The following is a 26,253-nucleotide window of genomic DNA, read 5'->3' as shown; positions in this document are numbered from 1 at the left end:
AGGGGGCGCCCCTTCTCACGTCCGGGGCGGCAGCTTCGGCCGGGAGCGGTCGGGTACGTCGCGGTAGGCCGGCGGCGTCGCCGGCGGGTCGGTCTCCAGCAGGTCGAGGGCGAGCCGTACCGCGTCGTCGAGCACCGCGTACCGGCCCTCGGCCCAGTCCAGTGGGGTGCGCAGCGCCTCCAGGTCGGGTTCGACACCCCTGTTCTCCACGGACCAGCCGTACGCGTCGAACCAGGCCGCGTTCATCGGCACCGTGATCACCGTGCCGTCGCCGAGCCGGTGCCGGCCGGTCATGCCGACCACCCCGCCCCAGGTGCGCTGGCCCACCACCGGGCCCAGTCCGAGCAGTTTGAACGCGGCGGTGATCATGTCGCCGTCGGAGCTGGTCGCCTCGTCCGCCAGCGCCACGACCGGCCCGCGCGGGGCGTTGGAGGCGTACGACACCGGCTGGGCGTCGCGGGTGAGGTCCCAGCCGATGATGGTGCGGGTCAGCTTCTCGACGACGAGTTCGCTGATGTGGCCGCCCGCGTTGCCGCGCACGTCCACGATCAGCGCGGGGCGGGACACCTCCATGCGCACATCGCGGTTGAACTGGGCCCAGCCGGAGCCGCCCATGTCGGGGATGTGCAGATAGCCGCACCGGCCGCCGCTCAACTCCCGCACCACCGCACGGCGTTCGGCGACCCAGTACTGGTAGCGCAGCGGCGTCTCGTCGACGAGCGGGACGACGGCGACCCGCCGGGGCGGGCCCGCGCCCTGTGCGGGGAGGAACGTCAGTTCCACGGTCGTACCGCCCGCGCCCGCGAGCAGCGGGTAGGGTCCCGTGAGCGGATCCACCGGGCGGCCGTCGACGTGGGTGAGGACCGCGCCCTCGCGGATGCCGGTGCCGGCCAGCGGGGAGCGGGCGCGGGAGTCGGAGGAGTCGCCGGGCAGGACGCGCCTGACCGTCCAGCCCTCCTCGCGCGGGACGAGGTCGGCGCCGAGCAGTCCCTGGCGGCGCTGGTAGTGCGGGGGGCCCTCGTTGCGGCGGGCGGCGGTGACATAGGCGTGCGAGGTGCCGAGTTCGCCGAGGACCTCGCGCAGCAGGTCCGCGAACTCGTCGGGGGAGGCGACCCGTTCGACCAGCGGGCGGTACTGCTCCAGGACCGCGTCCCAGTCGATGCCGCACATGCCGGGTTCCCAGAAGTAGGCGCGGATCAGCCGTCCGGCCTCCGCGTACGCCTGGCGCCACTCGGCGGCCGGGTCGGCCTCGTGCAGGATGCGGCGGGAGTCGATCCACACCGTGGAGGCGCTGTCGCCGGGCTCGGTGGCCGGCACCGCGCGCAGCTCGCCCTCGTCGACCACGACCAGCCGGGTGCCGTCGCCGCTGACCGCGAAGTGGTCCAGGTTCCCGACGAGTTCGGACCTCTTCGCCTTCCCGATGTCGAAGTGCTCCAGCGTGGGCCGGCCGCTGGTGTCGTCGGGGTTGGCGAAGGTCTCGCCGAGCGCGCCGGAGATCGGCCAGCGCAGCCAGACGAGCCCGCAGCCCGCGACCGGGTGCAGCCCCGAGTACTTGGAGGCGGAGACCGGGAAGGGGGTGACCCTGCTCTCCAGGCCCTCCGCCTCGACGGTCACCGTGCCGCCCTCCTCGGCCTCCTCGTGCTCGACCGGGTCCAGCCCGCCGGCGGCGGGGCGCCCCTCGGGGTTCAGGGCGAACGGGGAGGGGGTCGCCGACGACAGCGGCACCAGGTACGGGCGGCAGCCCAGCGGGAAGGACAGGTCGCCGGTGTGCACGTCGTACACCGGGTCGAAGCCGCGCCAGGACAGGAAGGCGAGATAGCGGCCGTCGAGGGTGAAGACCGGGTTCTCGTCCTCGAAGCGGCCGTTCGTGACGTCGAGCACCAGCCGGTCCTTGATCCGGGCGAGTCTGATCTGCCGCAGCGACCGCCCGATCACCGGATGGGACCAGGCCACCCAGGCCCCGTCGGGGGAGAAGGCGAGGTCGCGCACCGGCCCGTTGCCGGAGTGGACCAGCTCGGTGACCTCCCCCCGGCCCTCCTCGCCGGTGTCGACCAGCAGCAGCCGTCCGTCGTGCGCGGCGACGGCCAGCCGCCGCCCCTCCGGGTCGGCCGCCATCTCCAGCACCCGGCCCAGCTCCCCGGCGGCCAGCCGCCGGGGGGCGCGCTGGCCGGTCGCCCGGGGCAGGGAGGCGATCTCGACGGCGTCCTCGCCCTCGGCGTCCGTCACGTACGCCACCTGGTCGCCCGCCCCGAGCATCTCCGGCAGCCGGACCCGTACGCCGGGGGTGTCGGTGAGGGTGCGCGCGGGACCGTCGCGGTGGGTGAGCCAGTACAGGCTGCCGCGTACGACGACGGCGCTCGCGCGGCCGGTCCCGTCGACCGAGATGCCGTCGAGGTGGCGGGCGGCGGGCACCTGGTAGCGGCGCCGCCCGGAGCGCGGCCCGCTCGGCGTCACCTCGAGACGGCGCGGGACGGCGCCGGGGGACAGGTCGTCCACGAGCCACAGGTCGCCGGCGCACTGGTAGACCACCCGGTCGCCGTCGGTGGCGGCGTGCCGGGCGTAGAAGGCGTCGTGGTCGGTGTGGCGGCGCAGGCCGGAGCCGTCGTACGCGCACGAGTACAGGTTGCCGACGCCCTCGTGGTCGGAGAGGAAGGCGATCCGGCCGGCGACGAACATCGGGGAGTGCAGGTGGCCGTCGAGGCCGTCGAGGATCCGGTGCCCGTGCAGCCACAGCCTGCCCGTGGCGCCGCCCCGGTAGCGTTTCCAGGAGGCCGGTTCGTGCGGCGGGGTGCCGGTGAGCAGCAGCGACCTGCGTTCCCCGGCGATGTCGGCGACCTGGATGTCGGAGACCGGGCCCCAGGGCAGTTTGCGGCCGGGGCTGCCGTCGCAGGCGAGCTTGTAGGCCCAGGTGAAGTGCGAGAAGGGCTCGCCGTGCGAGGTGACGGCGAGGATCTCGGCCCGGCCGTCCTCGCCGGGGGGTGCCCAGCCGCAGACGCGGGTGTCGGAGCTGCCCCAGTGGGTGAGGCGCCGGCCCGGTCCGCCGTCCACCGGGACGAGGTGCACCTCGGGGTCGAGGCTGCGCCAGCTCGTGTACGCGATGTGGCGGCCGTCGGGGGAGAAGCGGGGGTGGCCGAGCTTGGTGCGGTCGGCGGTGAGCCGCCAGGCGCGGCCCGGACCGTCGAGCGGGGCGAGCCAGAGGTCGTCCTCGGCCACGAAGCACAGCAGGCCGTCCTTGAGGTGGGGCAGACGCAGATAGCTCACCCTCCCCATGCTTTGCCGGGGCCCGGACACCGGCAACTTATGAGATGGAGCCGGAGGACTCCTCCCGCGACGCACTGGAAGGGGACGTCGAGAACGAGGGCCTGCGCACGGTGGACGACGGGAAGGACGGGGACCGGGGACCCGTGAGGGCCTGACAACTGACAACCCGGACGGGACGCGGTACCGGCCGGTGAGGGCTCCGTGGGGACGGGGCGCCCTCACCGGCTTCCCTCGTCCCGCCCGTCCCCCGGAACGCGGTCGCATGCCCTCCGCACCGGCCGCTAGCGTGCCCCGCATGACGACAGCCGCCACTGACGCCGAGGGCTTCGGAGCCCATCCTCGATTCGCCGAGGCCCTGCGGGAGCTGGGACTCGGGGACGTGATCGGGCAGGTCCGCCGCTTCCCCGAGGCCACCCGCACAGCCGCCGAGGCCGCCGCCGCGATCGGCTGCGAGCTCAGCCAGATCTGCAAGTCCCTGATCTTCGCCGCCGACGGGGTACCGGTGCTGGTGCTCATGGACGGGGCGTCCCGCGTCGACGTCGAGCGGGTCCGGGCGGACCTCGGCGCCGGCCGGGTCACCCGCGCCAAGGCCGACGTCGTACGCGAGACCACCGGGTACGCCATCGGCGGCGTACCGCCCTTCGGCCACCGTACGAGGACCCGCGTCCTCGCCGACCGCTCCCTCCTCGACCACGGCACCGTGTGGGCGGCGGCCGGCACCCCGTACACCGTCTTCCCGATGGAACCCGAGGCGCTGATCGCCCACGCCGGCGGCACCCTCGTGGACGTGCGCGAGCGCACCCCGTGACCCCGCTGGTCACCGCGGCCGTCCTGCTCGCCGCGGCCGGGCCGCCGGCCGTCGGGATCGGGCTGATGCCGCGCGCGGGGCAGGAGCGGATTCCGGCGCACGGGAGGGTGCACGGGCGCGGTGCGAGGCGCACCCTGGAAGGAGAGGGATTCCGGAGGTGAACGTCATGATGCACACCGCAGTGGGATGGCACGTGGACCTGGAGTTCGAGGAGGACGACCGGCAGACGCGCGCCGCCGCGATGGTCCGGCTGCCCGACGGGACCGAGGTACGGGCCCACGGCCACGCCAGCCGGCACCACACCGACTCCAATCAGCCACGGGTCGGGGAGGAGATCGCCGGCGCACGCGCGCTGAACGAACTCGCCATGCAGATGCTCACCAAGGCGCACGGCGAGATCGACGACGCGTCGGGCCGCATCTCGCACCCGATCCACGTCTAGTCGGGTCAGGGCGTCCGCGACCGCCGTACCGCCCGTATCAGCGCCTGGGCCCTGGGATCCGCCGTCACCGTCCTGCGGAAGCCGTTGGTGACGTAGCCGAAGGCGATGCCCGACTCCGGGTCGGCGAAGCCGAGGGAGCCGCCGCGGCCGGGGTGACCGAAGGAGCCCGGGGCCAGGAGGGGGGAGGCGCCGCCGTGCAGCATGTAGCCGAGCCCGAAGCGGGTGCCCACGACCAGCACCCGGTCGGGGCCCGACGACTCCTCGGCGCGGGCGAGTGCGACGGTGGCCGGTTCGAGGAGGCGTACGCCGTCGACCGGGCCGATCAGTGACGCGTAGAAGCGGGCCAGACCGTCGGCCGTCGCGATCCCGTTCGCCGCGGGCAGGGCCGCCGCGCGGAACGCCGGGTCGTTCTGGTCCGGGAAGGGGGTGATCGCCGCGAAGGCGCGGCGGGTGAGGGAGGACGGGTCGGCGTAGGCGTCGGTGACCGAGCGCTTGGGGCGGGCGCGGAGCGTCCCGGACGGCTCGGGCGCCTCGATCCTTCCGACCGTGCCGACGCGGTGGGCCTGCGCGTCCGGGAGCCCCACCCACAGGTCCAGGTCCAGCGGACGGGCGACCTCCGACGCGATCCACTCGCCCGACCCCCGGCCGGTGACGCGGCGCACCAGCTCGTCGACCAGCCAGCCGTAGGTCAGCGCGTGGTAGCCGTGGTCGGTGCCCGGCTCCCACGCGGGGGCCTGCGCGGCGACCGCCTCGGCGGCCCGTACGGGGTCGGCCGCCTCGTCGAGGGCGAGCGGACGGTCGAGGACCGGGAGTCCGGCGCGGTGGTTCAGCACGTGCCGGACCAGCAGCCGCTCCTTGCCGTGCGCCTTGAACTCCGGCCAGTAGTGGCCGACCGGCGCGTCCAGGTCCAGTTCGCCGCGCTGGTGCAGCAGCAGGAGCGCGGCGGCGGCGACGCCCTTGGTCGCCGAGCGCACCACCTGGGCCGTGTCCCGCCGCCAGGGCCCGGTGCCGTCGACGTCCTTCACCCCGGCCCACAGGTCGACGACCTTGCGTCCGTCCCGGTACACGGCGACGGCCGCGCCCCGCTCCCCGAGCGTGTCGAAGTTCCGCGCGAACGCCTCCCCGACCGGCTCGAAGCCCCCGGCCACCGTGCCGTGCACGTCCACGTCCCCCGCTCCTTCCCCTCGTCTGCGACAGTGCGTCCAACCGTGCCGGTCCGCCCGCGATTCCTGGGCGGAGCCGGCCGGGCACGATCGTTACGAACGGCCGGGTGCGGCCGGCACCGAGCGCGGATCGAAGCCGTACGGCAGCTCCAGGCGGTGGGCGCGCATCAGCGCGTCGTCGGCGAGCAGCTCCGCCGTGGCACCGTCCGCCGCGATCACGCCGTCGCTGAGGACCAGCGAGCGCGGGCACAGTTCGAGGGCGTAGGGCAGGTCGTGGGTGACCATCAGGACGGTGACGTCCAGGGAGCGCAGGATGTCGGCGAGTTCGCGGCGGGAGGCGGGGTCGAGGTTGGAGGACGGCTCGTCCAGGACCAGGATCTCCGGCTCCATGGCGAGGACGGTCGCCACGGCCACCCGGCGCCGCTGGCCGAAGGAGAGGTGGTGCGGCGGGCGGTCCTTGAACTCCGCCATGCCGACCCGGCCCAGCGCCCGGTCCACCCGCTCCTCCAGCTCGGGCCCCCTGAGCCCGGCCGCCGCCGGACCGAACGCCACGTCCTCGCGCACCGTCGGCATGAAGAGCTGGTCGTCCGGGTCCTGGAAGACGATGCCGACCCGGCGCCGGACCTCCGCCATGTGCCGCTTGCCGACCTCGAGGCCCGCCACCGTCACCGTGCCGGTGCCGCCGGTCAGGATGCCGTTGAGGTGCAGGACGAGGGTGGTCTTGCCGGCGCCGTTCGGGCCGAGCAGCGCGACCCGCTCGCCGCGCGCGATCGAGAAGTCGACGCCGAACAGGGCCTGGTGGCCGTCGGGGTAGGCGAAGGCGAGGCCGGAGACCTCCAGGGAAGCAGTACTCACAGGGTCCATCCCAGCAGACAGACGACGAGGGCGGCACAGGGGAGGGCGAGGGCGTACGACCACTGCGCCCGGTTCGCGGTCACCTCGTCGATCACCGGCATGGAACCGGCGTACCCCCGGCTCACCATGGCCAGGTGCACGCGCTCGCCGCGTTCGTAGGAGCGGATGAAGAGCGCGCCCGCCGACTTGGCGAGGACGCCCCAGTGCTTCACCCCGCGTGCCTCGAAGCCGCGGGACTCGCGGGCGATCCGCATGCGCCGCATCTCGTCGGTGATGACATCGCCGTAGCGGACCATGAAGGAGGCGATCTGCACCAGCGGCGGCGGGAGCCTCAGCCGCTGGAGGCCGAGCAGCAGCGCGCGCAGCTCGGTGGTGGAGGCGAGGAGGACCGAGGCGGCCACGCCCAGGGTGCCCTTGGCCAGCACGTTCCAGGCGCCCCAGAGTCCGTTGACGCTCAGCGGCAGTCCGAGGACGTCGATCCGCTCGCCCTCCGCGACGAACGGCAGGAGGACGGCGAAGGCGACGAACGGGACCTCGATCAGCAGCCGCTTGAGCAGGAAGGGGGCCGGGACGCGGGCGGTGTACGCGACCAGGGCGAGCAGTCCGGCGTACCCCGCGAACGCCCACATCGCCTCGCGCGGGGTCGACACCACGACCACCACGAAGGCGAGGACGGCGGCGAGCTTGGTGTGCGGCGGCAGGGCGTGCACGGGGGAGTGCCCGTGCCGGTAGAGCCTGTGGGCGTGGCCGGCTCCCACGTCAGACCCCCGTGTTCGCGGGGGAGGCGGCGTCGGCCGTGTCCTTCGTACGGCGCCTGCGGACCGCCCAGAACACGCCGGTGCCCGCGACGACCGTCACGCCCACGCCGATCACGCCGGCGAGACCGCCGGAGAGGCGGGCGTCGTCGACGTCCTCGACGCCGTAGTCGGCGAGCGGGGAGCCGGCGGCGGCGTGCTCCTCGGCCTTCTCGTCGATGCCGTGGTCGGTGGCGACCTTCTCCAGGCCGTCCGGGTCCGCGGAGGCGTAGAAGCTGACGAACCCGGCGAGGACCAGCGAGGTGACCAGGCCGGTGATCCACACCTTGCGCGGGGAGCGGGCGGCGGCGGGGACGGGTGCCGGCTCCGGGGCGTCGACCAGCTCGCCGTTCACCCGGAGCTTGAGCTTCTGCGTCAGCCCGCGCGCCCCGTGCACCAGGTCCGGGCGGACGGCGATGACCGCGCCGACGGTCAGGGCGGTGATCACGGCCTCGCCGATGCCGATGAGGACGTGCACGCCCACCATGGCGGTGACGACCTTGTCGAGGGCGACGTCGGCGGTGCCGCCGACCGCGTAGAGCAGGGTGAAGACGACGGCGGAGGCCGGGACGGAGACCAGGGCGGCGACGAAGGACGCGGCGGTCACCGAGCGGCGGGTGCGCGGCAGCAGCTTCACCAGGCCGCGGAAGAGCGCGTACGCGACGATCGTCGTGGTGATCGCCATCGTGGTGATGTTCACGCCGAGCGCGGTCAGCCCGCCGTCGGCGAAGAGGACGGCCTGCATCAGCAGGACGACGGAGACACAGAGGACCCCCGTGTAAGGGCCGACGAGTATCGCGGCGAGGGCGCCGCCGAGCAGATGGCCGCTGGTCCCCGCCGCGACGGGGAAGTTCAGCATCTGCACGGCGAAGATGAACGCCGCCACCAGCCCGGCCAGGGGCGCGGTCCGCTCTTCCCCGCTCCCGGCCGCGCCCGGGCGGGAGGTGCCCCCGAGCTCCCTGCGGGCACCGCGCAGGCTCACGGCGATCGCGCCGGCGGCGACGAGTCCGGCCGCGGCGGACACGGGGGCGTTGATGAATCCGTCAGGTGCGTGCACGGACTCGATGATGTGGCCTGTTGCAAACGCTGCGCAAGAGCGAGCGGCTTGTTTTACCTCACGCGCGGTCCCTCTGTGATATGCGCCTCTCGGACGCGCGAATTCCGGATCCGGTGCACGATGGAGCGGGTGACGGGTATACGGATTGCACACCTTCATGCAGATTCACGCAGCGTAAGGGACTCACCGATGTCCGTAGTAGAACAGCACGCGCGAGCCCACATCGTCACCGACGTCCTGGACGAGGACCGCGGAGCGGTACCCGTGGCGCTGCGTTACGACCCCGACCGGGACCCCCACTGCGTCCGCGTGGCGTTCCCGGGCGCGGCGGCCGAATGGGACGTCGCCCGGGACCTCCTCGAGCGGGGCCTGCGCGCCCCCGTGGACCGGGGCGGGATACGGGTGTGGCCGTGCGGCCGCGTCCAGACCGTGGTCGAGTTCCACACCGCGCGGGGCGTGTCGGTGGTGCAGTTCGACACCAAGACCCTGACGCGGTTCCTGCGGCGGACCTACGCGGCCGCCGCCGAACCCGTCCCGCACTGACCCCCCGGCCGGCTCAGCCCGCGCTCTTCAGCAGCGCCGCCACGATCGGTCCGGCCGTCGAACCGCCGTGTCCGGCCGCCTGGACCACGCCCGCGGCCGCCAGGTCCCCGCGGTACGCGGTGAACCAGCCGTTGGGCTTCTTCTGCCCGTCGACCTCGGCCGACCCGGTCTTGGCGCCGTTCTGCCCGCCCACCCCGGCCATCGCCTCCGCCGCCGTGCCGTAGGCCGCGGTGTACGACATCAGCTCCCGCAGCTGCGCCAGCGTGCCGGCCGACAGGGTGCGCGAGGCCGTCGCGAGCTTCCGCCCGTCGACCTCGGGGGAGACCAGGTACGGCTGGCGGAACACGCCCGACTGGACCGTCGCCGACACTGACGCCATGTTCAGCGGGTTCATCCGCACCCCGCCCTGGCCGATCAGCGAGGCCCCCATGGGGGCCGCCGACTGCACCGGCACCGATCCGTCGAAGCTCGGCACGCCGATCTGCCAGTCGTCCCTCCCCAGCCCGAAGACCTGCTGGGCCTGCTTGGTGAGGTCGTCGTCCTTCAGCTCGGGCGCCTGGCTGATGAAGGCCGTGTTGCAGGAGCGGGCGAAGCTCGCCTTGAACGTGCCGTCCTTGATCTCGAACTTGTCGTCGTTCTGGAACTTCCAGCCGCCGTAGGTGAAGTACTTCGGGCACGGGTGTTTCTCGTCCACGGAGGCGAGCCCCTTCTCGATCAGCATCGAGGCGGTGATCACCTTCATGGTGGAGCCCGGGGCCAGCGAGCCCTGGAACGCGGTGTTGAAACCGTGCGAGGAGTTCGCCACCGCGAGGATCTCGCCGGTCGACGGGCGCAGCACCACCACCGACGCCCGCTTCTTCTTCGCCACCTGCGCCTCGGCGGCGGCCTGCAGGGACGGGCTCAGCGTGGTCTCCACCGTGCCGGGCGTGCCCTCGCTCAGCTCCAGCAGCGTCTTGTCGGACAGCTCCGCCTTCTTCGACGCCTTGCCGCGGACGATCCGCAGCTCGACGCCGGCCGTGCCGCCCGCCTTCTCGCCGTACTTCTCGCGCAGCCCGTCCAGCACCGACCCCAGCGACGGGTACGCGGCGGTGGTCAGCTCGTTGCCGTCCCGGTCCAGCGCCTTGACCGGCGGGGTGCCCGCCTCGCCGGTGACCAGCCTGTCGCCGTCCCTGAGCTCGGGGTGCACGACGGCCGGCCGCCAGGCCACCCGCGGCTCACCGTCCCCGGCCCGGCGCACGACGGTCAGCGCGCTGTCGTACGCCAGCGGCTTGCCGGCCCCCTCGTGGGACACCGTGCCCTTGACGGCGAAGGGGACCTCGGCGCCGGTGCGGGTGCCCGCGGTGAGGGTGACGTCCGTGATCCGGGCGTCCTCGGCGTAGGCGGTCAGCAGGGCGGTCGCGGCCTTCGGGTCGTCGGTGGCGGCGGCCGCCTCGCCCACCTTCCCGGCCTGCCAGGCGGTGAGGAAGCGCTCGGCCGCGGCGGTGACCTCGCCGGCGGAGAGCGGGCCGGTCCTGACGTCCTCGGCCTGCTGCGCGGAGGACGTCCGCGTGCCGTCCCCGGAGTCACCGCCGCCGAGCAGCGCGTAGGCGCCGAACCCGGCGCCGCCGACGACCACGGCGATCACTCCGCCGAGTACGACGGGTCTCGTCCTCCGCCCCTCGGCGGCGTTCCTTCTGTTCCCCACTGCTTCCCGTTCCTCCGCTGTCCGCCGGGCTCCCCGTGGCCCCTGTGGTGCTCACGTGTGCCAACGACGGCCACCACCCTAGAGTCCCGCCCTGTGCGGGGCGCGGTCAGCCGGCCGCTCGTAGCACGGCTGCGACAATCGGACCGGCCGCGTCGCCGCCGTGGCCGCCCTGCTGGGCCATGGCCGCCGCCGCCACGTCGTTCCGGAAGCCGGTGAACCAGCTGTCGGAGGTGGCGTTGCCGTCGACCTCGGCGGAACCGGTCTTCGCACCGATGTCGCCGCCGAGCCCGGACATGGCCTCCTGGGCGGTGCCCCGGGTGGCGGTGAGCCACATCATCTGCTTGAGCTGTGCGGCGGTGCCCGCCGGGAGCCCCTTCGCCCGCGCCAGCTTCCGGCCGTCGAGGTCGGGGGAGACCAGGTACGGCTGGCGGAAGGCGCCGGTGACGGCGGTGGCCGTCACCGAGGCCATGTTCAGCGGGTTCATCTGCACCTGGCCCTGGCCGATGGCGTTCGCCGCGCGGTCCGGTCCCCCGGCGGCCGGGACGCTGCCGTCGAAGGAGACGATGCCCGTCTTCCAGTCGTCCCGGCCGAGCCCGAACCGCTCCTGCGCCTCCCGGGTGAGCGAGGCGTCGCCGAGCGGCTCCTCGTCGATGAGCTTGACGAAGGCGGTGTTGCAGGAGCGCAGGAAGCTGTCGGCGAGGCTGGCGCCCTCGTTCGGCCGCAGGTCGGTGAGGTTCTTGAAGGTCTGGCTCTGCCAGGTCGCGGTGGGCGGGCAGGGCGCGGGGCCGTTCATCGAGGTCACGCCGTTGTCGATGAGCATGGCGGCGGTGATGATCTTCATGGTGGAGCCGGGGGCGACCCGGCCCTGGAAGGCCGCGTTGAACCCGTCGTCGCGGTGGTTGGCCACCGCCAGCACCTCACCGGTGCTGGGCTTCACCGCCACCACCGACGACTCGGCGTACTGCCGCACCGCCTTCTCGGCCGCGTCCTGGGCCGCGGCGCTCAGGGTGGTGCGCAGCCTGCCCGGCCTGCCCTCGGCCAGGGTCAGCAGCGGGGTGTCGGCGGCCGCCTCCTCCGTGGTCCCCCCGGTGTGCCTGATCGCCAGTTCGACACCGGGGGTGCCGCCCGCCTGCTCTCCGTACTTCTGGCGCAGGGTCTCCAGGATCGGCGCGAGGGAGGGGTACTTCTCCTTCGTCAGCACCGTCCCGTCGCGGTCCACCGCCTCGATGGGCGGCTGCGCGGACTCCTCGGTGACGAGGGTGTCGCCCTCCTCCAGGTCCGGATGGACGACGGACGGCTTCCAGTCGACCAGCGCCCGCCCGGTGGTCCGCCCGCGCACGACGGTCAGCTCGCTCCGGTAGCGCAGCGCCCCGGACTTCCCGGCGAAGGAGACGGTCGCCTTCACGGTGAACGGCACGGTGGTGCCGGCGGCCGTGCCGGGCGTGATCTCGACGTCGCCCACCCGGGCCTCGTCGCCGTACGCCGTCAGCAGCGCCCCGGCCTCCTGCGCGTTGTTCGTGTACGACGCCGCCCGCGACGCCTGTCCCTTCTCCCAGGCCGCGAAGAAGCCCTCGGTGGTCTCCTCGACCTCCCCCGCGTCCGGCGGCCCGGACTTCTTCGTGCCCGCGGCGCCCGGGCCGCTCCCCCCGTCACCGTTCAGGGCCGACGCGAGGTTGTGGACGCCGTACCCGGCCCCGCCCACCATCGCCGCGAACACACCGCCGACGACGGCGATCTTGACCCCCTTGCCCATCGGACACTCCCCCTCCGTCGGCCCCCCACGCCTTGTGAACGTGTTCAAAAAGGCCGGTGAGTGAGCACCCTATGCGCCGGGGTGACGACCGGGGCGACTGTTTCCGTTTGTTGTCCGAACAGAGATCCGTCCGGCGGCCGGAACGGCTCAAACCCAGGTGTCCAGCCACATCCGCGCCCGCCAGTCGTCGATCGGGATCGTGGTGCCGGTGTAGATGGGCCAGAAGTAGATGAAGTTCCAGGCGATCAGCAGGGTCAGCACGCCCGCCGCCGTCGCGCCCGCGACCCGGCGGGTGTCGGTGGAGCGGGGCGGGCCGACGAGGGCGCCCAGCAGCATCGCCACGGCGAGGCAGAGGAAGGGGAGGAAGACGACGGCGTAGAAGAAGAAGATCGTGCGCTCCTGGTACAGGAACCAGGGCGCGTAGCCGGCCGCGATGCCGCAGGCGATCGCACCGGCCCGCCAGTCGCGGCGCAGCAGCCAGCGCCACAGCACGTAGAGGATCGCGAAGCAGGCCGCCCACCACAGCACCGGGGTGCCGAGGGCCAGCACCTCGCGGGCGCACTTCTCCCCCGCGTCGACCGGGCAGCCGTCCGTGCCGGGCGCCGGGGACTCGTAGAAGTAGGAGACCGGGCGGCCGGTGACGATCCAGCTCCACGGGTTGGACTCGTAGGTGTGCGGCGAGTGCAGGCCGACGTGGAAGTCGTAGACCTGGTTCTCGTAGTGCCACAGGCTGCGCCACCAGTCCGGCAGCAGCCAGGACCAGCTGCTGTCCCTGCCGTCCCGGGCCGCCCAGTCGCGGTAGTAGCCGCCGGTGCCGTCGGCCGGGGAGAGGATCCAGCCGGTCCAGGAGGCGACGTAGGTGACCACCGCCACCGGCACGGTCGACAGGAACGCCCGGCCCAGGTCGCGCCGGAGCACCGCCGCCCGGGGACGCCGGGCGCCCGCCACCCGGCGCGCGCCCACGTCCCACAGCACGGCCATCACGCAGAACGCGGCCATGATGTAGAGGCCGTTCCACTTCGTGCCGATCGCCAGCCCCAGCATCACACCCGCCGCCAGGCGCCAGGGACGGAAGCCGATCCGGGTGTTCTCGGCGACGTGCGCGTCCGGGCGGACCCGGCCGTCGGCGTCCACGGGCAGCGCGGCGGCGAGCTTCTCGCGCGCCCGGTCCCGGTCGACCAGCAGACAGCCGAACGCCGCGAGCACGAAGAACATCAGCACGCCGTCGAGCAGCGAGGTCCGGCTCATCACGAAGTGCAGCCCGTCCACCGCCATCAGCGCGCCCGCGAGACAGCCGAGGAACGTGGAGCGGAACAGGCGCCGGCCGATCCGGCACAGCATCAGCACGGAGAGCGTGCCGAGCAGGGCCGTCATGAACCGCCAGCCGAACGGGTCGAAGCCGAACACCAGCTCGCCCAGCCCGATCACGTACTTGCCGACCGGCGGATGCACGACGTACGCCGCGTCCGTCGGGACGGGCACGGCGCCGCCCGAGAGGATCAGATCGTTGGCGTTCTTGTCCCAGTTGACCTCGAACCCGCGGTGGACCAGCGCCCACGCGTCCTTGGCGTAGTACGTCTCGTCGAATATCACCGCCTTCGGGCTGCCCAGGTTCCAGAACCGGAGGACGCCCGCCAGCAGCGTGACCAGCAGCGGGCCGCCCCACCCCGACCAGCGGGCGACGCGCCCCGCGAGCACCGGCGGCACCCCGAGCGTGTCCCACAGCCGCTTCGACGGCTCCGTGTACGGCGGTACCAGGCGGTCGCGGACGTCGCCCTCGCGGACGCCACCTCTGGCCGGGCCCGGCGCCGGGTAGCCGAAACGGCGCAGCCGCTGCTGCCACGACGACCGCTCTTCGTGCGGCGCCTGGTCCTGCCGGGTGTCCGTGGTGGACGCGGTACTGGTCACCGCGCCATCGTAGGGAACAGGGCTGTGTGAGTCCCGCGCATGGCCGGTATGCCCCGGCTCCGTCCGGTCCTGGGAGGATGGGGGGGTGACCGGAACCCTCGTACTCGCAGGCACCCCCATCGGCGACGTCTCCGACGCCCCGCCCCGGCTCGCGGAGGAACTGGCGGGCGCCGACGTCGTCGCCGCCGAGGACACGCGGCGGCTGCGGCGCCTCACCCAGGCGCTCGGCGTCACGCCCAGGGGCCGGATCGTGTCGTACTTCGAGGGCAACGAGTCCGCCCGCACACCCGAACTGGTCGAGGAGCTGACGGGCGGCGCGCGCGTGCTGCTGGTCACGGACGCCGGGATGCCGTCCGTGTCCGACCCCGGCTACCGGCTGGTCGCGGCGGCCGTCGAGCGGGACGTCAAGGTCACCGCGGTGCCGGGGCCGTCCGCGGTGCTCACCGCGCTCGCCCTGTCCGGACTGCCCGTGGACCGGTTCTGCTTCGAGGGGTTCCTGCCCCGGAAGGCCGGCGAGCGGCTGGGACGGCTGCGCGAGGTCGCCGGCGAGCGGCGCACCCTCGTCTACTTCGAGGCCCCGCACCGCCTCGACGACACGCTCGCCGCGATGGCCGAGGTGTTCGGCGGGGAGCGGCGGGCCGCCGTCTGCCGGGAACTGACCAAGACGTACGAGGAGGTCAGGCGCGGTCCGCTGGCGGAGCTGGCGGCATGGGCGGCGGAGGGCGTGCGCGGGGAGATCACGGTGGTGGTCGAGGGGGCGCCGGAGAAGGGGGCCGAGGAGATCGACGACGCCGAGCTGGTGCGGCGGGTGCGGGTGCGGGAGGAGGCGGGGGAGCGGCGCAAGGAGGCGATCGCGGCGGTGGCGGCCGAGGCGGGGCTTCCCAAGCGGCAGGTGTTCGACGCGGTGGTGGCCGCGAAGAACGCGGGGGCGTGAACGGCCCGGGGGCGCGCGACGGCCTCTGAGCAGGCCGCTCCTCCGGTGAGCGGGCGCCCCACGGGCGGGTAAAGCGGCTCTGCGGAAGGCAAAGCTCCGGCGCCGTCCGCACGCCGGTCGGGCAAGGCGGCACCAAAAGGCCTCCAATACTCGGCCGCCCCTCCTGCGTCCGGGCCCGCGCGGGAGTCCACTGGAGGAGAAGGAACGGATCCGATCCGTTCCGCCAGTGGACCGACAGGAGCCGGCATGACTGAGTTCTCGGGGCACAGCGGGCTGCGGGCGGGTGCCACCGCCGTGGTCGACGAGTCGTATTCCTTCGCCTGCCTGCGCTGCGGATACGGCTGGGAGCAGTCGTACGAGATAGAGCACCACACCGACGCCGACGGCCACGCCTTCGTGATGTACGTGGCGGACGGCCGGATCGTCCCCTCCCCGCTGAACCGGCCGACGTGCCGGAACTGCGACGGCCACGTCGTACGGATCATGCGGCCGGGCCGGGTCGCCTCCGCGCGGGACGCCGCCCACCGCGAGCACCGGGTGCCGCCCGCCGGTCCCGTCGAGGCGGTGTGGGGGCACGGGGGAGCCACGGCGCCCGGGGAGCACCACCACTGGCGGCTGTCCGACCTGCTGCACCCCTTCCGCCGGGCGACCTGACGACCGCGCCGTTTCCGTAGGATCGGGGGCATGCCTTCGAACGCCTCCGACAAGAACGCCGCCCCGCCGCTCCCCGAGCCCCTGCGGGTGCCGGTCGCGGACTCGCACACCCACCTCGACATGCAGTCCGGCACGGTGGAGGAGGCCCTCGCCAAGGCCGCGTCGGTGGGTGTGACGACCGTGGTGCAGGTCGGCTGCGACCTCAAGGGGTCCCGGTGGGCGGCGGAGACGGCGGCGGCGTACGACGCCGTCCACGCGACGGTCGCGCTGCACCCCAACGAGGCCCCGCGCATCGTCCACGGGGATCCTGATGGTTGGTCCCGGCAGGGTGCCCGCGGGCCCGGCGGGGACGCGGCACTGGACGAGGCGCTCGCCGAGATCGACCGGCTGGCCGCGCTGCCCCAGGTCAAGGGCGTCGGTGAGACGGGCCTCGACCACTTCCGCACCGGTCCGGAGGGCAAGGAGGCGCAGGAGCGGTCCTTCCGCGCCCACATCGAGATCGCCAAGCGGCACGGCAAGACCCTCGTCATCCACGACCGCGACGCCCACGCCGACGTCCTGCGCGTGCTGAAGGAGGAGGGCGCGCCCGAGCGCACCGTCTTCCACTGCTACTCCGGGGACGCCGAGATGGCGGAGGTCTGCGCGAGCGCCGGGTACTACATGTCGTTCGCCGGCAACGTCACCTTCAAGAACGCGCAGAACCTGCGGGACGCGCTCGCCGTGGCCCCGCTGGAACTGGTCCTGGTGGAGACCGACGCGCCGTTCCTGACCCCGGTGCCGTACCGGGGGCGGCCGGGCGCCCCCTACCTGGTGCCGGTGACCGTGCGGGCGATGGCGGCCGTACGGGGCGTCGACGAGGACACCCTCGCCACCGCCCTCGGGGCGAACACGGCCCGCGCCTTCGGTTATCCACAGGCGTGACCTGCCCGGTCGCCGCGCCCCGTACCCTTGTCCCGTGACCAGCCCCACCCCCGACGCCCTCCTGGGCCCCGCCGACGTCCGTGAACTGGCGGCCGCCCTCGGCGTGCGGCCCACCAAGCAGCGCGGCCAGAACTTCGTCATCGACGCCAACACGGTCCGCCGTATCGTGCGCACCGCCGGGGTCCGCCCCGACGACGTGGTCGTCGAGGTCGGCCCGGGGCTCGGCTCGCTCACCCTGGCCCTGCTGGAGGCCGCCGACCGGGTCACCGCCGTCGAGATCGACGACGTGCTGGCCGCCGCGCTGCCCGCGACCGTCGCCGCCCGCATGCCCGGGCGCGCCGAGAGGTTCGCGCTGGTCCACTCCGACGCGATGCACGTCACCGAGCTGCCGGGACCCGCCCCGACCGCGCTGGTCGCGAACCTGCCCTACAACGTGGCCGTCCCGGTGCTGCTGCACATGCTCGAGAGCTTCCCGAGCATCGAGCGCACCCTCGTCATGGTCCAGTCGGAGGTCGCCGACCGGCTCGCCGCCGCACCCGGCTCCAAGGTGTACGGCGTGCCGTCGGTCAAGGCCAACTGGTACGCGGAGGTCAAGCGGGCCGGGGCGATCGGGCGGAACGTCTTCTGGCCCGCGCCGAACGTCGACAGCGGGCTGGTCTCGCTGGTGCGCCGCGCGGAGCCGCCGAAGACCAGTGCCTCCCGGCGTGAGGTGTTCGCCGTCGTCGACGCGGCCTTCGCCCAGCGCCGCAAGACGCTGCGAGCCGCACTCGCCGGGTGGGCGGGGTCGGCGGCCGCGGCGGAGGCCGCCCTGGTCGCCGCCGGGGTGTCGCCGCAGGCGCGGGGCGAGTCCCTGACCGTCGAGGAGTTCGCGCGCATCGCCGAGAACGCCGGGAACGCCAAGAACGCCGAGCCCGTCGAGAACAAGGAGCCGGGTCAGCAGTGAGCGTCACCGTCCGCGTCCCCGCCAAGGTCAACGTCCAGCTCGCGGTCGGTGCCGCCCGCCCCGACGGCTTCCACGACCTGGCCAACGTCTTCCTCGCGGTCGGCCTCCACGACGAGGTCACCGTCACGGCGGCCGACGAGCTGAGTGTGACCTGCGCCGGCCCCGACGCCGGCCAGGTCCCGCTGGACCGTACGAACCTCGCCGCCCGCGCCGCCCTGGCGCTCGCCGAGCGGTACGGCCGTGACGCGGGCGTCCACCTCCACATCGCCAAGGACATCCCCGTCGCCGGCGGCATGGCGGGCGGCAGCGCGGACGGGGCGGGCGCGCTGCTCGCGTGCGACGCGCTGTGGGGGACGGGCGCCTCGCGCGAGGAGCTCCTCGACATCTGCGCCGAGCTGGGCAGCGACGTGCCGTTCAGCCTGGTGGGAGGGGCGGCGCTGGGCACCGGGCGGGGCGAGAGGCTGACGGAGCTGGAGGTGGGGGGCACCTTCCACTGGGTGTTCGCGATGGCCTCGCGGGGGCTGTCGACACCGGCGGTGTTCCGGGAGTTCGACCGGCTGGGGGAGGGACGGGGGATTCCCGAGCCGGTGGCCTCGCGGGACCTGCTCGACGCGCTCGCCAAGGGGGACGTCGACGCGCTCGCCGCGACCGTCTCCAACGACCTCCAGCCGGCGGCGCTGTCGCTGTTCCCGGAGCTGGCGGACACCCTCGCGGCGGGGCGCGCGGCGGGGGCGCTGGCCTCGCTGGTGTCGGGGTCGGGGCCGACCACGGCGTTCCTCGCCCGGGACGCGGAGGCGGCGGAGGGGATCGCGGGCGCCCTGCGGGCGTCCGGCACCTGCCGCACGGTGCGCACGGCGGCGGGGCCGGTGCCGGGGGCGACGGTCGTCTGAAGAGCTCAGGGCCGCGTTTCGAGCGTGCCCAGGTCGATGGCGATGGCGGAAGGCTTGTCGACCTTGATCCGGTCGCGGTGCCACCCCATGTGTACGTAGGACTGTGTCATCGGGTCGAGCTCGTAGACATGGACGAGGGGCCGACCGGTGGTTCCGTCCTGCTCGACACGCCAGTAGTGAGGGATTCCTGCGGTGGCGTACTTGTGCGGCTTGGTCGTACGGTCGCGGGACTCCGAGTCGGGGGAGACGACCTCCACGGCGAGCAGGACGTCCTCGGCCTTGAAACTGGTCTGTTCCAACCCTGTGACCGCGTCGGCCCGGACCACGCTGACATCTGGTTCGGGGCCGTTGCGCTTGTCCAGGACGACGGTCATCTCCCGCTCGACACTGAAGTCGGGGCCGAGAGAACTGCGCAACCCGTTGACCAAGAGGTCGATCACAAGGAAGTGGAAGCGACGCTGCGGACTCACGAAAACCAGACTCCCGTCGATCAGCTCTGTGTGCGGCGGGAGATCCGGCAGGGTGAACAGGTCGTCCACGGTGTAGCCGTCCACGGGCGGCACCGGCCACTGGACGCGGTGCTCTACGGACTCGGCGGTCATGGTTCCTCCCATGGACGGGATCCTGCTGCCTGCCCCCTACGGTAGCCGCCCGTTTCCGATCACGTCATCACAAAGAGTGACTGTCTCCTCGCGTCCCGGGCGCGTTCCGCGAGGGCCTACGCTTGAAAGCTGATCGATCCACCGGGCAGGAGAGAAATGGCCGTCAACCTGGTCAATGTCGAGAACGTCAGCAAGGTGTACGGGACGCGTGCGCTGCTCGACGGGATTTCCCTCGGCGTCTCCGAAGGGGACCGGATCGGGGTCGTGGGGCGCAACGGGGACGGCAAGACCACCCTCATCCGGATGCTGGCCCGGCTGGAGGAGGCCGACACCGGCCGGGTGACGCACTCCGGCGGGCTGCGCATCGGGGTGCTCACCCAGCACGACTCCCTCGACCCGGCCGCCACCGTCCGGCACGAGGTCATCGGGGACATGGCCGACCACGAGTGGGCCGGGAACGCCAAGGTCAGGGACGTGCTGACCGGGCTGTTCGGCGGGCTGGACCTGCCCGGCTTCCCCAAGGGGCTCGACACGGTCATCGGGCCGCTGTCCGGCGGTGAGCGGCGGCGCATCGCGCTCGCCAAGCTGCTCATCGAGGAGCAGGACCTGATCGTCCTCGACGAGCCGACGAACCACCTCGACGTCGAGGGCATCGCCTGGCTCGCCGAGCACCTGCGGACCCGCCGGTCCGCGCTCGTCTGCGTCACCCACGACCGCTGGTTCCTCGACCAGGTCTGCACCCGCATGTGGGACGTGCAGCGCGGTGACGTGTACGAGTACGAGGGCGGCTACTCCGACTACGTCTTCGCCCGCGCGGAGCGCGAGCGGATCGCCGCCACCGAGGAGGCCAAGCGGCAGAACCTGGTCCGCAAGGAGCTGGCCTGGCTGCGGCGCGGCGCCCCCGCGCGGACGTCCAAGCCGCGGTTCCGCGTCGAGGCCGCCAACGAGCTCATCGCGGACGTCCCTCCGCCGCGCGACAGCAGCGAGCTGATGAAGTTCGCCTCCTCGCGGCTCGGCAAGACCGTGTTCGACCTGGAGGACGTCACCGTCCAGGCCGGGCCCAAGGTGCTGCTCAAGCACGTCACCTGGCAGCTCGGTCCCGGGGACCGCATCGGCCTGGTCGGGGTCAACGGGGCGGGCAAGACGTCCCTGCTGCGGGCGCTGGCGGAGGCCGCCAGGAGCGAGGGGGAGGTCCAGCCGGCGGGGGGCAGCGTCCGCGTCGGCAGGACCGTCAAGCTCGCCTACCTCTCCCAGGAGGTCGCCGAGCTCGACCCCACCTGGCGGGTGCTGCAGGCCGTGCAGCAGGTGCGGGAGCGCGTCGACCTCGGCAAGGGGCGCGAGATGACCGCCGGGCAGCTGTGCGAGACGTTCGGGTTCGGCAAGGAGAAGCAGTGGACGCCGGTCGGGGACCTCTCCGGCGGTGAGCGGCGGCGGTTGCAGCTGCTGCGGCTGCTGATGGACGAGCCCAACGTCCTCTTCCTCGACGAGCCCACCAACGACCTCGACATCGAGACCCTGACCCAGCTCGAGGACCTCCTCGACGGCTGGCCCGGCTCGATGATCGTCATCTCCCACGACCGGTTCTTCGTCGAGCGCACCACCGACCGGGTGTTCGCCCTCCTCGGCGACGGCACCCTGCGGATGCTGCCGCGCGGGATCGACGAGTACCTGGAGCGCCGCAGGCGGATGGAGGAGGCCGCCGCCGCGGCGGCCTCCGTCCCGGCCGCGGCGGCTTCGGGGGCCGCCCCGGAGAAGAGCGCCGCCGACCAGCGCGCCGCCAAGAAGGAACTGCAGAAGATCGAGCGCCAGCTCGACAAGATCTCCGAGAAGGAGACCAAGCTGCACGCCGCCATCGCCGAGCACGCCACCGACTTCGCGAAGGTCGCCGAACTCGACGCCGAGCTGCGGGACCTGGCCGGACAACGGGACGAACTGGAGCTGCGCTGGCTGGAACTGGCCGAGGACGCCTGAGCCGCCCCGCCGTCCGCGCGCCGGGGGCGCGCGTGGCGTGAAGAGGACGTGCGGTGCTTTCCGGGGGAATTCCCCCCGGACCCCCCGCGCGTAACAGAGGCATCACGGGCCCGTCCTCCCTTGGGAACAGGGGAGGACGCGGCCCGTTGGCGTGTCCGTGCCGGGTGATACAAAGGGGCCAGTCTGAAAAACGTCTGAATACGACTCTGGGTTCATCGCTTACCTCAGGGCGTGGCTAGAAATCAGTGAGTGAGGGGGAACGCGCTGATGACGCAGCCGCCGAACCAGCCGCCGCAAGGGGGCTTCGGAGCGCCGCAGAATCCGCCGCCGGGGGGTGGTTTCGGAGCGCCGCAGACGCCTCCGCCGCCGCAGGGCCCGCCGGCCGGTGGGCCGCAGCCCGGATACGGGTATCCGCAGCAGCCGGGACCGTACAACTCCGGGCCGTACGCCTCCGGACCCTACGGGCAGCCGCAGCAGCCGGGACCCTATGGGCAGCCCGGGTACGGATACCCGACGCAGCCGCAGTTCCCCGGGACGCCCGGCACGCCGCCGCCCGGCGGGCCCGGCTCCCGCAACCCCTTCAAGGGCAGGCCCGCCGTGGTCATCGGTGCCGCGGTCGCCGCGCTGCTGGTGATCGGCGGCACCGTGTGGGCCGTCTCCGGTGACGACGGCAAGAAGGACGGGAAGCCCGTCTCCCAGCAGACCGACGACCCCAAGCCGAGCGGCTCCTCCGGCGCCCCGGTCAACCCGGGCGACGGCAGCGGCGACGGCGGCGAGGACCCGGAGAACCTCAACGAGGGCCGCCGGGCCGGCGAGTCCAAGGTGCTCTGGTACAAGGAGGCGCCCGACGCGCCCGGTGCCGGCGCCGAAGCCCCCGGTCTGTGGGTCACCGACAAGACGGCCGTGAAGGCCGCCTACAAGGAGCTCTACGCCTACAACGTCGGTGACGGCAGACCCACGTGGGACACCATCACCTTCCCGCAGGAGATCTGTGCGGTCACCCGGGGGAAGACGGCCGACGACAAGGTCGTCATCGCCTACAAGAGCGGTGGCAGCGACAGCGCCAAGTGCAACCAACTGCAGCTCGTCGACCTCGACACCGGCGAGAAGGGCTGGACCCAGGAGGTCGCCGAGGGCGCGCTGTTCGACTCCGCGTTCTCCATCGAGATGTCCCTCACCGGCGACACGCTCATGGTGGGCCGCTCGCAGTCCGGCACGGCGTACGACGTGACCAGCGGCAAGAAGCTGTTCGACGCGAAGAAGTACGGTGACGCGCCCTGCTTCCCCGCCGGCTTCGCGGGCGGTGAGCGGCTGCTCCAGGTCGCGTCCTGCGGCGTCGGCGGCACCAATGAGCACGACGAGCTCCGGGAGCTCGACCCGAGGACCGGCAAGGTGAAGTGGACCCAGAAGTTCGACAAGGGGTGGCGCGTCGAACGCGCCTACTCCGTCGACCCGGTGGTCGTCTACAGCACCAACGAGGACGAGAAGGCCTGGAACATCTCCACCTTCACCGGCAGCGGCACGTTCCGCTCCGAGATCACCGTCGACGAGGACTTCGCCCCCGGCTGTGACTGGGCCGTTCTCGTGCGCGACCTCCAGGGCTGCGAGGGCGCCGTCGTCGACGGGGACACCCTCTACCTGCCCACCGAGGCGGCCACCGGGGCCAACGAGATCGTCGCCCTCAGCCTCGACAACGGCAAGGAGCGCTGGCGGGTCGAGTCCCCGGTCGAGGAGTCCATGCAGCCGATGAAGGTCGAGGGCGGCAAGCTCATCGCCTACGTCGAGCCGTCGTACGACGCGGGCGGGCAGGTCGTGGCGATCCCCGTCGGCGGCGACGACCACAAGCCGGCCCGGCTGATGCAGAACCCGCAGGGTGTCGCGGAGATCGAGAGCAGCTTCTTCAGCAAGTCGATCGACTGGGTCGACGGACGCTTCTACCTCTCGACCACACGGCTGACCGGCAATGACGAGTCGAAGGAGAAGTTGATGCTCGCCTACGGCAAGTGAGGCCGCGGCTCGTCTCCTTTCCGTCCTTCCCGCCGTTCGCCGTCCGTCGTCCCCCTTTCCCCCGAGGTACTCACGTCATGACCCAGCCGCCTCCGCCGCCCAACCAGCCCCCGCAGCAGCCGGGGTTCGGACCGCCGCAGCAGCCGTCCGCTCCTGGCGGGCCCGATCTCCACAAGGCCCCGGAGCCCGGGTACGGCTATCCGCAGACCCCGCAGACCCCGCAGACCCCGCAGACCCCGCAGACCCCGGCCGCCCCGCAGCCTCCGGTCGCGCCGCCGGCGGCTCCGCAGGGGCCCGGGTACGGGTATCCGCAGCAGCCGCCGGCCGCCGGGTACGGGTACCCGCAGCAGCCGCAGCCGGGGCCGTACGGGTATCCGCAGCAGCCGGGGCCGTACGGGCAGCCGCCGCAGCCGGGACCGTACGGGCAGCCGCAGCAGCCGGGACCGTACGGGCAGCCCGGGTACGGGTATCCGCAGCCGCCGACCATGCCGATGCAGCCGCAGCCGGGGGGCGGCGGGAAGAAGTTCAACGCGCAGGCCGCCATCATCGTCTCGGCGGTCGTGGCCATCGCCCTGATCGTCGGTGGCGGTGTCTGGTACGCCTCCTCGTCCGGCAAGGACGACGACAAGAACACCACCGCGGATTCCGGCGGCACCGGCGGCAAGGACGAGAAGAACGGCGGCACCGGGGGCACCTCCTCCGGTACCGAGGAGAAGGCACCGGCCGACACCGGTTCCGAGGTGCTGTTCCAGGTGCCCGCGCCCAAGGTCCCCAAGGGCACCACGAGCATCTCCACCTCCGGTTCCTGGCTGACCGACACGGTGTACGCCAAGAGCGGGATCGCCGAGATCGTCGGCTACGACCGGGCCAAGGGCACCGAGAAGTGGACGATCGACCTGCCCGGACCGGTGTGCGAGGCCACGGGCCGCGTCACCGAGGACAACAAGACGGCGATCACCTTCAAGCCCGCCATGCCGACCAAGCAGGATCCGCAGTCCTGCACGCAGGTCGCGGTGATCGACCTGGAGGCGGGCAAGGAGGTGTGGACCAAGAGCGCCCAGTCCGGCACCATGCCGGTCAGCTTCAACAACGTCACGATCAGCGGCGGTACCGTCGCGGCGGGCAGCACCAGCGGCGGCGCCGCCTGGGAGGTCGCCTCCGGCAAGCAGCTGTGGGCGCCCAAGACGTCCGACTCCTGCTACGACTCCGGGTACGGCGGCGGGGAGAAGCTCGTCGCGGTGCGCAAGTGCGGCACGTACGAGCAGCGGCAGCTGCACATCCAGACCATCGACCCGAAGACCGGGAAGGTGATCACCGAGTACAAGATGGACGAGGGCATCGAGTACGCCGCCGTCGTCTCCACCGACCCGCTGGTCGTGGCGGCCGACGTCAACGAGTCCGCGGGTGACGGCAGCGGGATCTCGGACTTCTTCTCCATCGACAACAAGACCGGCAAGCTGCGCACGCGGATCTCCGCGCCGGGCGAGGAGTTCGCGGCCCGCTGCGACGGCATCTACAAGCTCGAGAAGTGCACCGGGCTGGCGGTCGGCGGGGACCGGCTGTACATCGCGACCGAGGAGCATGAGGTCGGCGGGGAGTCGTACGACCAGACCAACGAGGTCGTCGCCTTCGACCTGGCGACCGGCAAGCAGACCGGGCAGCGTGCCGACGCGGGTGACGGCTACACGATCACTCCGCTGCGGATGGACGGCGGCAACATCCTGGCGTACAAGCGTCCGCCGTACGACAAGGGCGGGCAGATCGTCAGCATCGACGGGGGGACCTTCAAGCAGACGACGCTGATGGAGAACCCGGCGACGGAGGCCGTGCGGAACGTGGAGAGGCGGATGTCGCCGGAATACGCGGAGATTCTCTTCTCGCAGGGCGGTCTGTACATGTCCGGTGCGTACGCCAGTGACTTGTCGTCTTCTTCGGACGAGAAGGAGTATCTGGTGATCGCTTTCGGTACGAGCTGATCACTCGATTTCTTGTTTCTCGCGGCCCCGTCCCTGGTCAGGGACGGGGCCGCGGGCGTATCGCGCATCCTGCGCCCATCCCCGTCGAATGCGAGAATTTCGGTGATCCGGGGCGATTCTCGCCGGTAGGGGGAGCGCGATGTCGAACAAGCGTGTAGCTTCCGGGGGCATCCTGGGGTGCATTGTCAGGGGGGGTTGGTTGTTCGATGGGAGTGCGGCTGATGGTGGTCGACGACCACCGATTGCTCGCCGAGGCGCTGGCCTCGGCGTTGAAGCTGCGGGGGCACCGGGTGCTGGCAGCGGCTGCGCCGGCTTCCGGGGCGGCGGATCTGGTGATCAGCAGGGCGCCCGAGGTGTGTCTGCTGGGGACGGCGGCGCCGGCGGAGGCGGGGGCGTTCGATCCGGTGGTGAAGATCAAGCGGGAGCGGGCGCAGGTGGCGGTGGTCGTGCTGGGGCCGGTGCCGTCGCCGCGGGGCATCGCGGCGGCGTTCGCGGCGGGGGCGTCGGGGTACGTGCGGCACGACGAGCGCATCGAGGGGGTCGAGCGGGCGATCACGAAGGCGCGGGCGGGGGAGGCCGCCGTGGCGCCGCAGTTGCTGCAGGGGGCGTTCGGGGAGCTGCTGAATCCCGCGGCGCAGCCGGATGACGAGGGTGCGCGGTTGCTGCGGATGCTGACGCCTCGGGAGGTGGAGGTGCTGGTGCGGGTCGCCGACGGGGAGGACACCCGGCTGATCGCGGCGGGCATGGGGATCGCGCCGTCCACGGCCCGCACGCATGTCCAGCGGGTTCTGATGAAACTGGGCGTGGGCTCCCGGCTGGAGGCGGCGGCCCTGGCCGCCCGGACGGGTCTGCTGGACCGCGCGGGCCCGGTGGGGGGCGGCTGAGCGGTCTGCCTGCGGCTTCGGTGGGGGCGGGTGGGATGCCTGCGGCGCGGCGTCCGGTCCGGTGAGGGCTTGGGTGGCGCCCGCTGTCCGGTGGGTGGGGCGGGGCCCGGGGGGGGGGGGGGGGGGGGCGCGCCCCGCGGCCCCCCCCCCCGCGCCCGGGGGGGGGGGGGGGGGGGGGCCGGCCCCCCCGCGCGGCGCCCCCC

Annotated in this window: 21 protein-coding genes; 12 read left to right on the top strand and 9 right to left on the bottom strand. The window is 72.9% G+C overall.

The window, feature by feature from the left end:
• Positions 1-15: 15 nt before the first annotated feature.
• A complete protein-coding gene (locus ACFY3N_RS33455) occupies positions 16-3,261 on the bottom strand; it encodes a S41 family peptidase (protein ID WP_390820574.1) in 3,246 nt (1,081 codons plus the stop codon).
• Between the two features lie 295 nt (positions 3,262-3,556).
• Between ACFY3N_RS33455 and ACFY3N_RS33450 the strand changes: the two genes are divergently transcribed.
• Positions 3,557-4,069 (top strand): YbaK/EbsC family protein, encoded by a 513-nt coding sequence (locus ACFY3N_RS33450; RefSeq protein WP_390820573.1) that lies wholly within the window; start codon positions 3,557-3,559, stop codon positions 4,067-4,069.
• A 166-nt stretch (positions 4,070-4,235) separates the two neighbouring features.
• Positions 4,236-4,511, top strand: a complete 276-nt coding sequence (locus tag ACFY3N_RS33445; protein ID WP_390820572.1) for a DUF1876 domain-containing protein — start codon at positions 4,236-4,238, stop codon at positions 4,509-4,511.
• Between the two features lie 5 nt (positions 4,512-4,516).
• Here ACFY3N_RS33445 and ACFY3N_RS33440 read toward each other — a convergent pair whose 3' ends face one another.
• The 4 genes from ACFY3N_RS33440 to ACFY3N_RS33425 all read right to left on the bottom strand — a co-directional run bounded on the left by ACFY3N_RS33440 (position 4,517) and on the right by ACFY3N_RS33425 (position 8,380).
• Positions 4,517-5,677, bottom strand: coding sequence for a serine hydrolase domain-containing protein (locus ACFY3N_RS33440; protein WP_390820571.1), 1,161 nt, complete (start codon positions 5,675-5,677; stop codon positions 4,517-4,519).
• 90 nt (positions 5,678-5,767) lie between these two features.
• Positions 5,768-6,538, bottom strand: coding sequence for an energy-coupling factor ABC transporter ATP-binding protein (locus ACFY3N_RS33435; RefSeq protein ID WP_390820570.1), 771 nt, complete (start codon positions 6,536-6,538; stop codon positions 5,768-5,770).
• Positions 6,526-7,287, bottom strand: coding sequence for a cobalt ECF transporter T component CbiQ (cbiQ, locus tag ACFY3N_RS33430; RefSeq protein ID WP_390820569.1), 762 nt, complete (start codon positions 7,285-7,287; stop codon positions 6,526-6,528). The genes ACFY3N_RS33435 and cbiQ overlap by 13 nt, the downstream gene beginning before the upstream one ends.
• Before the next feature lies 1 nt (position 7,288).
• The gene (locus ACFY3N_RS33425) at positions 7,289-8,380 is read right to left on the bottom strand and encodes an energy-coupling factor ABC transporter permease (RefSeq protein ID WP_390820568.1); all 1,092 of its coding nucleotides are present in this window, start codon (positions 8,378-8,380) and stop codon (positions 7,289-7,291) included.
• Positions 8,381-8,569: 189 nt separating this feature from the next.
• Between ACFY3N_RS33425 and ACFY3N_RS33420 the strand changes: the two genes are divergently transcribed.
• On the top strand, positions 8,570-8,923 hold the full coding sequence (locus ACFY3N_RS33420) for an SsgA family sporulation/cell division regulator (protein ID WP_390820567.1): 354 nt from the start codon (positions 8,570-8,572) through the stop codon (positions 8,921-8,923).
• A 13-nt stretch (positions 8,924-8,936) separates the two neighbouring features.
• Here the strand turns inward: ACFY3N_RS33420 and ACFY3N_RS33415 are convergent, their stop codons facing one another.
• The 3 genes from ACFY3N_RS33415 to ACFY3N_RS33405 form a co-directional block, all read right to left on the bottom strand.
• Positions 8,937-10,607, bottom strand: a complete 1,671-nt coding sequence (locus tag ACFY3N_RS33415; protein WP_390820566.1) for a penicillin-binding transpeptidase domain-containing protein — start codon at positions 10,605-10,607, stop codon at positions 8,937-8,939.
• Positions 10,608-10,713: 106 nt separating this feature from the next.
• Positions 10,714-12,360 carry a penicillin-binding transpeptidase domain-containing protein gene (locus tag ACFY3N_RS33410; protein WP_390820565.1) on the bottom strand — a complete coding sequence of 549 codons (1,647 nt, stop codon included), beginning with the start codon at positions 12,358-12,360 and terminating at the stop codon, positions 10,714-10,716.
• A gap of 147 nt (positions 12,361-12,507) precedes the next feature.
• Positions 12,508-14,268, bottom strand: coding sequence for a dolichyl-phosphate-mannose--protein mannosyltransferase (locus ACFY3N_RS33405; protein WP_390820564.1), 1,761 nt, complete (start codon positions 14,266-14,268; stop codon positions 12,508-12,510).
• Between the two features lie 85 nt (positions 14,269-14,353).
• Here ACFY3N_RS33405 and rsmI point away from each other — a divergent pair, with 85 nt between their 5' ends.
• The 5 genes from rsmI (at position 14,354) to ACFY3N_RS33380 (ending at position 18,610) form a co-directional block, all read left to right on the top strand.
• Entirely contained in the window at positions 14,354-15,202 is an 849-nt protein-coding gene (rsmI, locus tag ACFY3N_RS33400; protein ID WP_390820563.1) for a 16S rRNA (cytidine(1402)-2'-O)-methyltransferase, read from the top strand.
• A gap of 246 nt (positions 15,203-15,448) precedes the next feature.
• Positions 15,449-15,856 (top strand): hypothetical protein, encoded by a 408-nt coding sequence (locus ACFY3N_RS33395; protein WP_390820562.1) that lies wholly within the window; start codon positions 15,449-15,451, stop codon positions 15,854-15,856.
• A 30-nt stretch (positions 15,857-15,886) separates the two neighbouring features.
• Positions 15,887-16,777: a TatD family hydrolase gene (locus ACFY3N_RS33390; protein ID WP_390820561.1), complete on the top strand. Its 891-nt coding sequence runs from the start codon at positions 15,887-15,889 to the stop codon at positions 16,775-16,777.
• A gap of 34 nt (positions 16,778-16,811) precedes the next feature.
• On the top strand, positions 16,812-17,720 hold the full coding sequence (gene rsmA / locus ACFY3N_RS33385) for a 16S rRNA (adenine(1518)-N(6)/adenine(1519)-N(6))-dimethyltransferase RsmA (RefSeq protein WP_390820560.1): 909 nt from the start codon (positions 16,812-16,814) through the stop codon (positions 17,718-17,720).
• The gene (locus ACFY3N_RS33380; protein ID WP_390820559.1) at positions 17,717-18,610 is read left to right on the top strand and encodes a 4-(cytidine 5'-diphospho)-2-C-methyl-D-erythritol kinase; all 894 of its coding nucleotides are present in this window, start codon (positions 17,717-17,719) and stop codon (positions 18,608-18,610) included. Before rsmA ends, ACFY3N_RS33380 begins: the two co-directional genes overlap by 4 nt.
• 5 nt (positions 18,611-18,615) lie before the next feature.
• Here ACFY3N_RS33380 and ACFY3N_RS33375 read toward each other — a convergent pair whose 3' ends face one another.
• On the bottom strand, positions 18,616-19,212 hold the full coding sequence (locus tag ACFY3N_RS33375) for a Uma2 family endonuclease (protein ID WP_390820623.1): 597 nt from the start codon (positions 19,210-19,212) through the stop codon (positions 18,616-18,618).
• Positions 19,213-19,368: 156 nt separating this feature from the next.
• Here ACFY3N_RS33375 and ACFY3N_RS33370 point away from each other — a divergent pair, with 156 nt between their 5' ends.
• From ACFY3N_RS33370 to ACFY3N_RS33355, 4 genes are all read left to right on the top strand, one after another.
• The gene (locus tag ACFY3N_RS33370) at positions 19,369-21,183 is read left to right on the top strand and encodes an ABC-F family ATP-binding cassette domain-containing protein (protein WP_390820558.1); all 1,815 of its coding nucleotides are present in this window, start codon (positions 19,369-19,371) and stop codon (positions 21,181-21,183) included.
• Between the two features lie 267 nt (positions 21,184-21,450).
• Complete coding sequence (locus tag ACFY3N_RS33365) at positions 21,451-23,190, top strand: PQQ-binding-like beta-propeller repeat protein (RefSeq protein WP_390820557.1); 1,740 nt, start codon at positions 21,451-21,453, stop codon at positions 23,188-23,190.
• Between the two features lie 77 nt (positions 23,191-23,267).
• Complete coding sequence (locus ACFY3N_RS33360) at positions 23,268-25,166, top strand: PQQ-binding-like beta-propeller repeat protein (protein WP_390820556.1); 1,899 nt, start codon at positions 23,268-23,270, stop codon at positions 25,164-25,166.
• Between the two features lie 206 nt (positions 25,167-25,372).
• Positions 25,373-26,050, top strand: coding sequence for a LuxR C-terminal-related transcriptional regulator (locus ACFY3N_RS33355; protein ID WP_390820555.1), 678 nt, complete (start codon positions 25,373-25,375; stop codon positions 26,048-26,050).
• Positions 26,051-26,253: the final 203 nt, after the last annotated feature.

The sequence above is a fragment of the Streptomyces sp. NPDC000348 genome, assembly GCF_042898795.1.
Taxonomy (GTDB): domain Bacteria; phylum Actinomycetota; class Actinomycetes; order Streptomycetales; family Streptomycetaceae; genus Streptomyces.
Note: the sequence above shows the minus strand (reverse complement) of the source record. Positions and strands in the feature narration are given on the sequence as shown.

What these genes read in the sequence shown, in the direction of transcription:
- ACFY3N_RS33450 (WP_390820573.1), top strand. Translation starts at nt 3,557, where the DNA reads ATGACGACAGCCGCCACTGACGCCGAGGGCTTCGGAGCCCATCCTCGA.
- ACFY3N_RS33445 (WP_390820572.1), top strand. Translation starts at nt 4,236, where the DNA reads ATGATGCACACCGCAGTGGGATGGCACGTGGACCTGGAGTTCGAGGAG.
- ACFY3N_RS33435 (WP_390820570.1), bottom strand. Translation starts at nt 6,538, where the DNA reads ATGGACCCTGTGAGTACTGCTTCCCTGGAGGTCTCCGGCCTCGCCTTC.
- ACFY3N_RS33420 (WP_390820567.1), top strand. Translation starts at nt 8,570, where the DNA reads ATGTCCGTAGTAGAACAGCACGCGCGAGCCCACATCGTCACCGACGTC.
- ACFY3N_RS33410 (WP_390820565.1), bottom strand. Translation starts at nt 12,360, where the DNA reads ATGGGCAAGGGGGTCAAGATCGCCGTCGTCGGCGGTGTGTTCGCGGCG.
- ACFY3N_RS33395 (WP_390820562.1), top strand. Translation starts at nt 15,449, where the DNA reads ATGACTGAGTTCTCGGGGCACAGCGGGCTGCGGGCGGGTGCCACCGCC.
- ACFY3N_RS33390 (WP_390820561.1), top strand. Translation starts at nt 15,887, where the DNA reads ATGCCTTCGAACGCCTCCGACAAGAACGCCGCCCCGCCGCTCCCCGAG.
- ACFY3N_RS33375 (WP_390820623.1), bottom strand. Translation starts at nt 19,212, where the DNA reads ATGACCGCCGAGTCCGTAGAGCACCGCGTCCAGTGGCCGGTGCCGCCC.
- ACFY3N_RS33370 (WP_390820558.1), top strand. Translation starts at nt 19,369, where the DNA reads ATGGCCGTCAACCTGGTCAATGTCGAGAACGTCAGCAAGGTGTACGGG.
- ACFY3N_RS33365 (WP_390820557.1), top strand. Translation starts at nt 21,451, where the DNA reads ATGACGCAGCCGCCGAACCAGCCGCCGCAAGGGGGCTTCGGAGCGCCG.
- ACFY3N_RS33360 (WP_390820556.1), top strand. Translation starts at nt 23,268, where the DNA reads ATGACCCAGCCGCCTCCGCCGCCCAACCAGCCCCCGCAGCAGCCGGGG.
- ACFY3N_RS33355 (WP_390820555.1), top strand. Translation starts at nt 25,373, where the DNA reads ATGGGAGTGCGGCTGATGGTGGTCGACGACCACCGATTGCTCGCCGAG.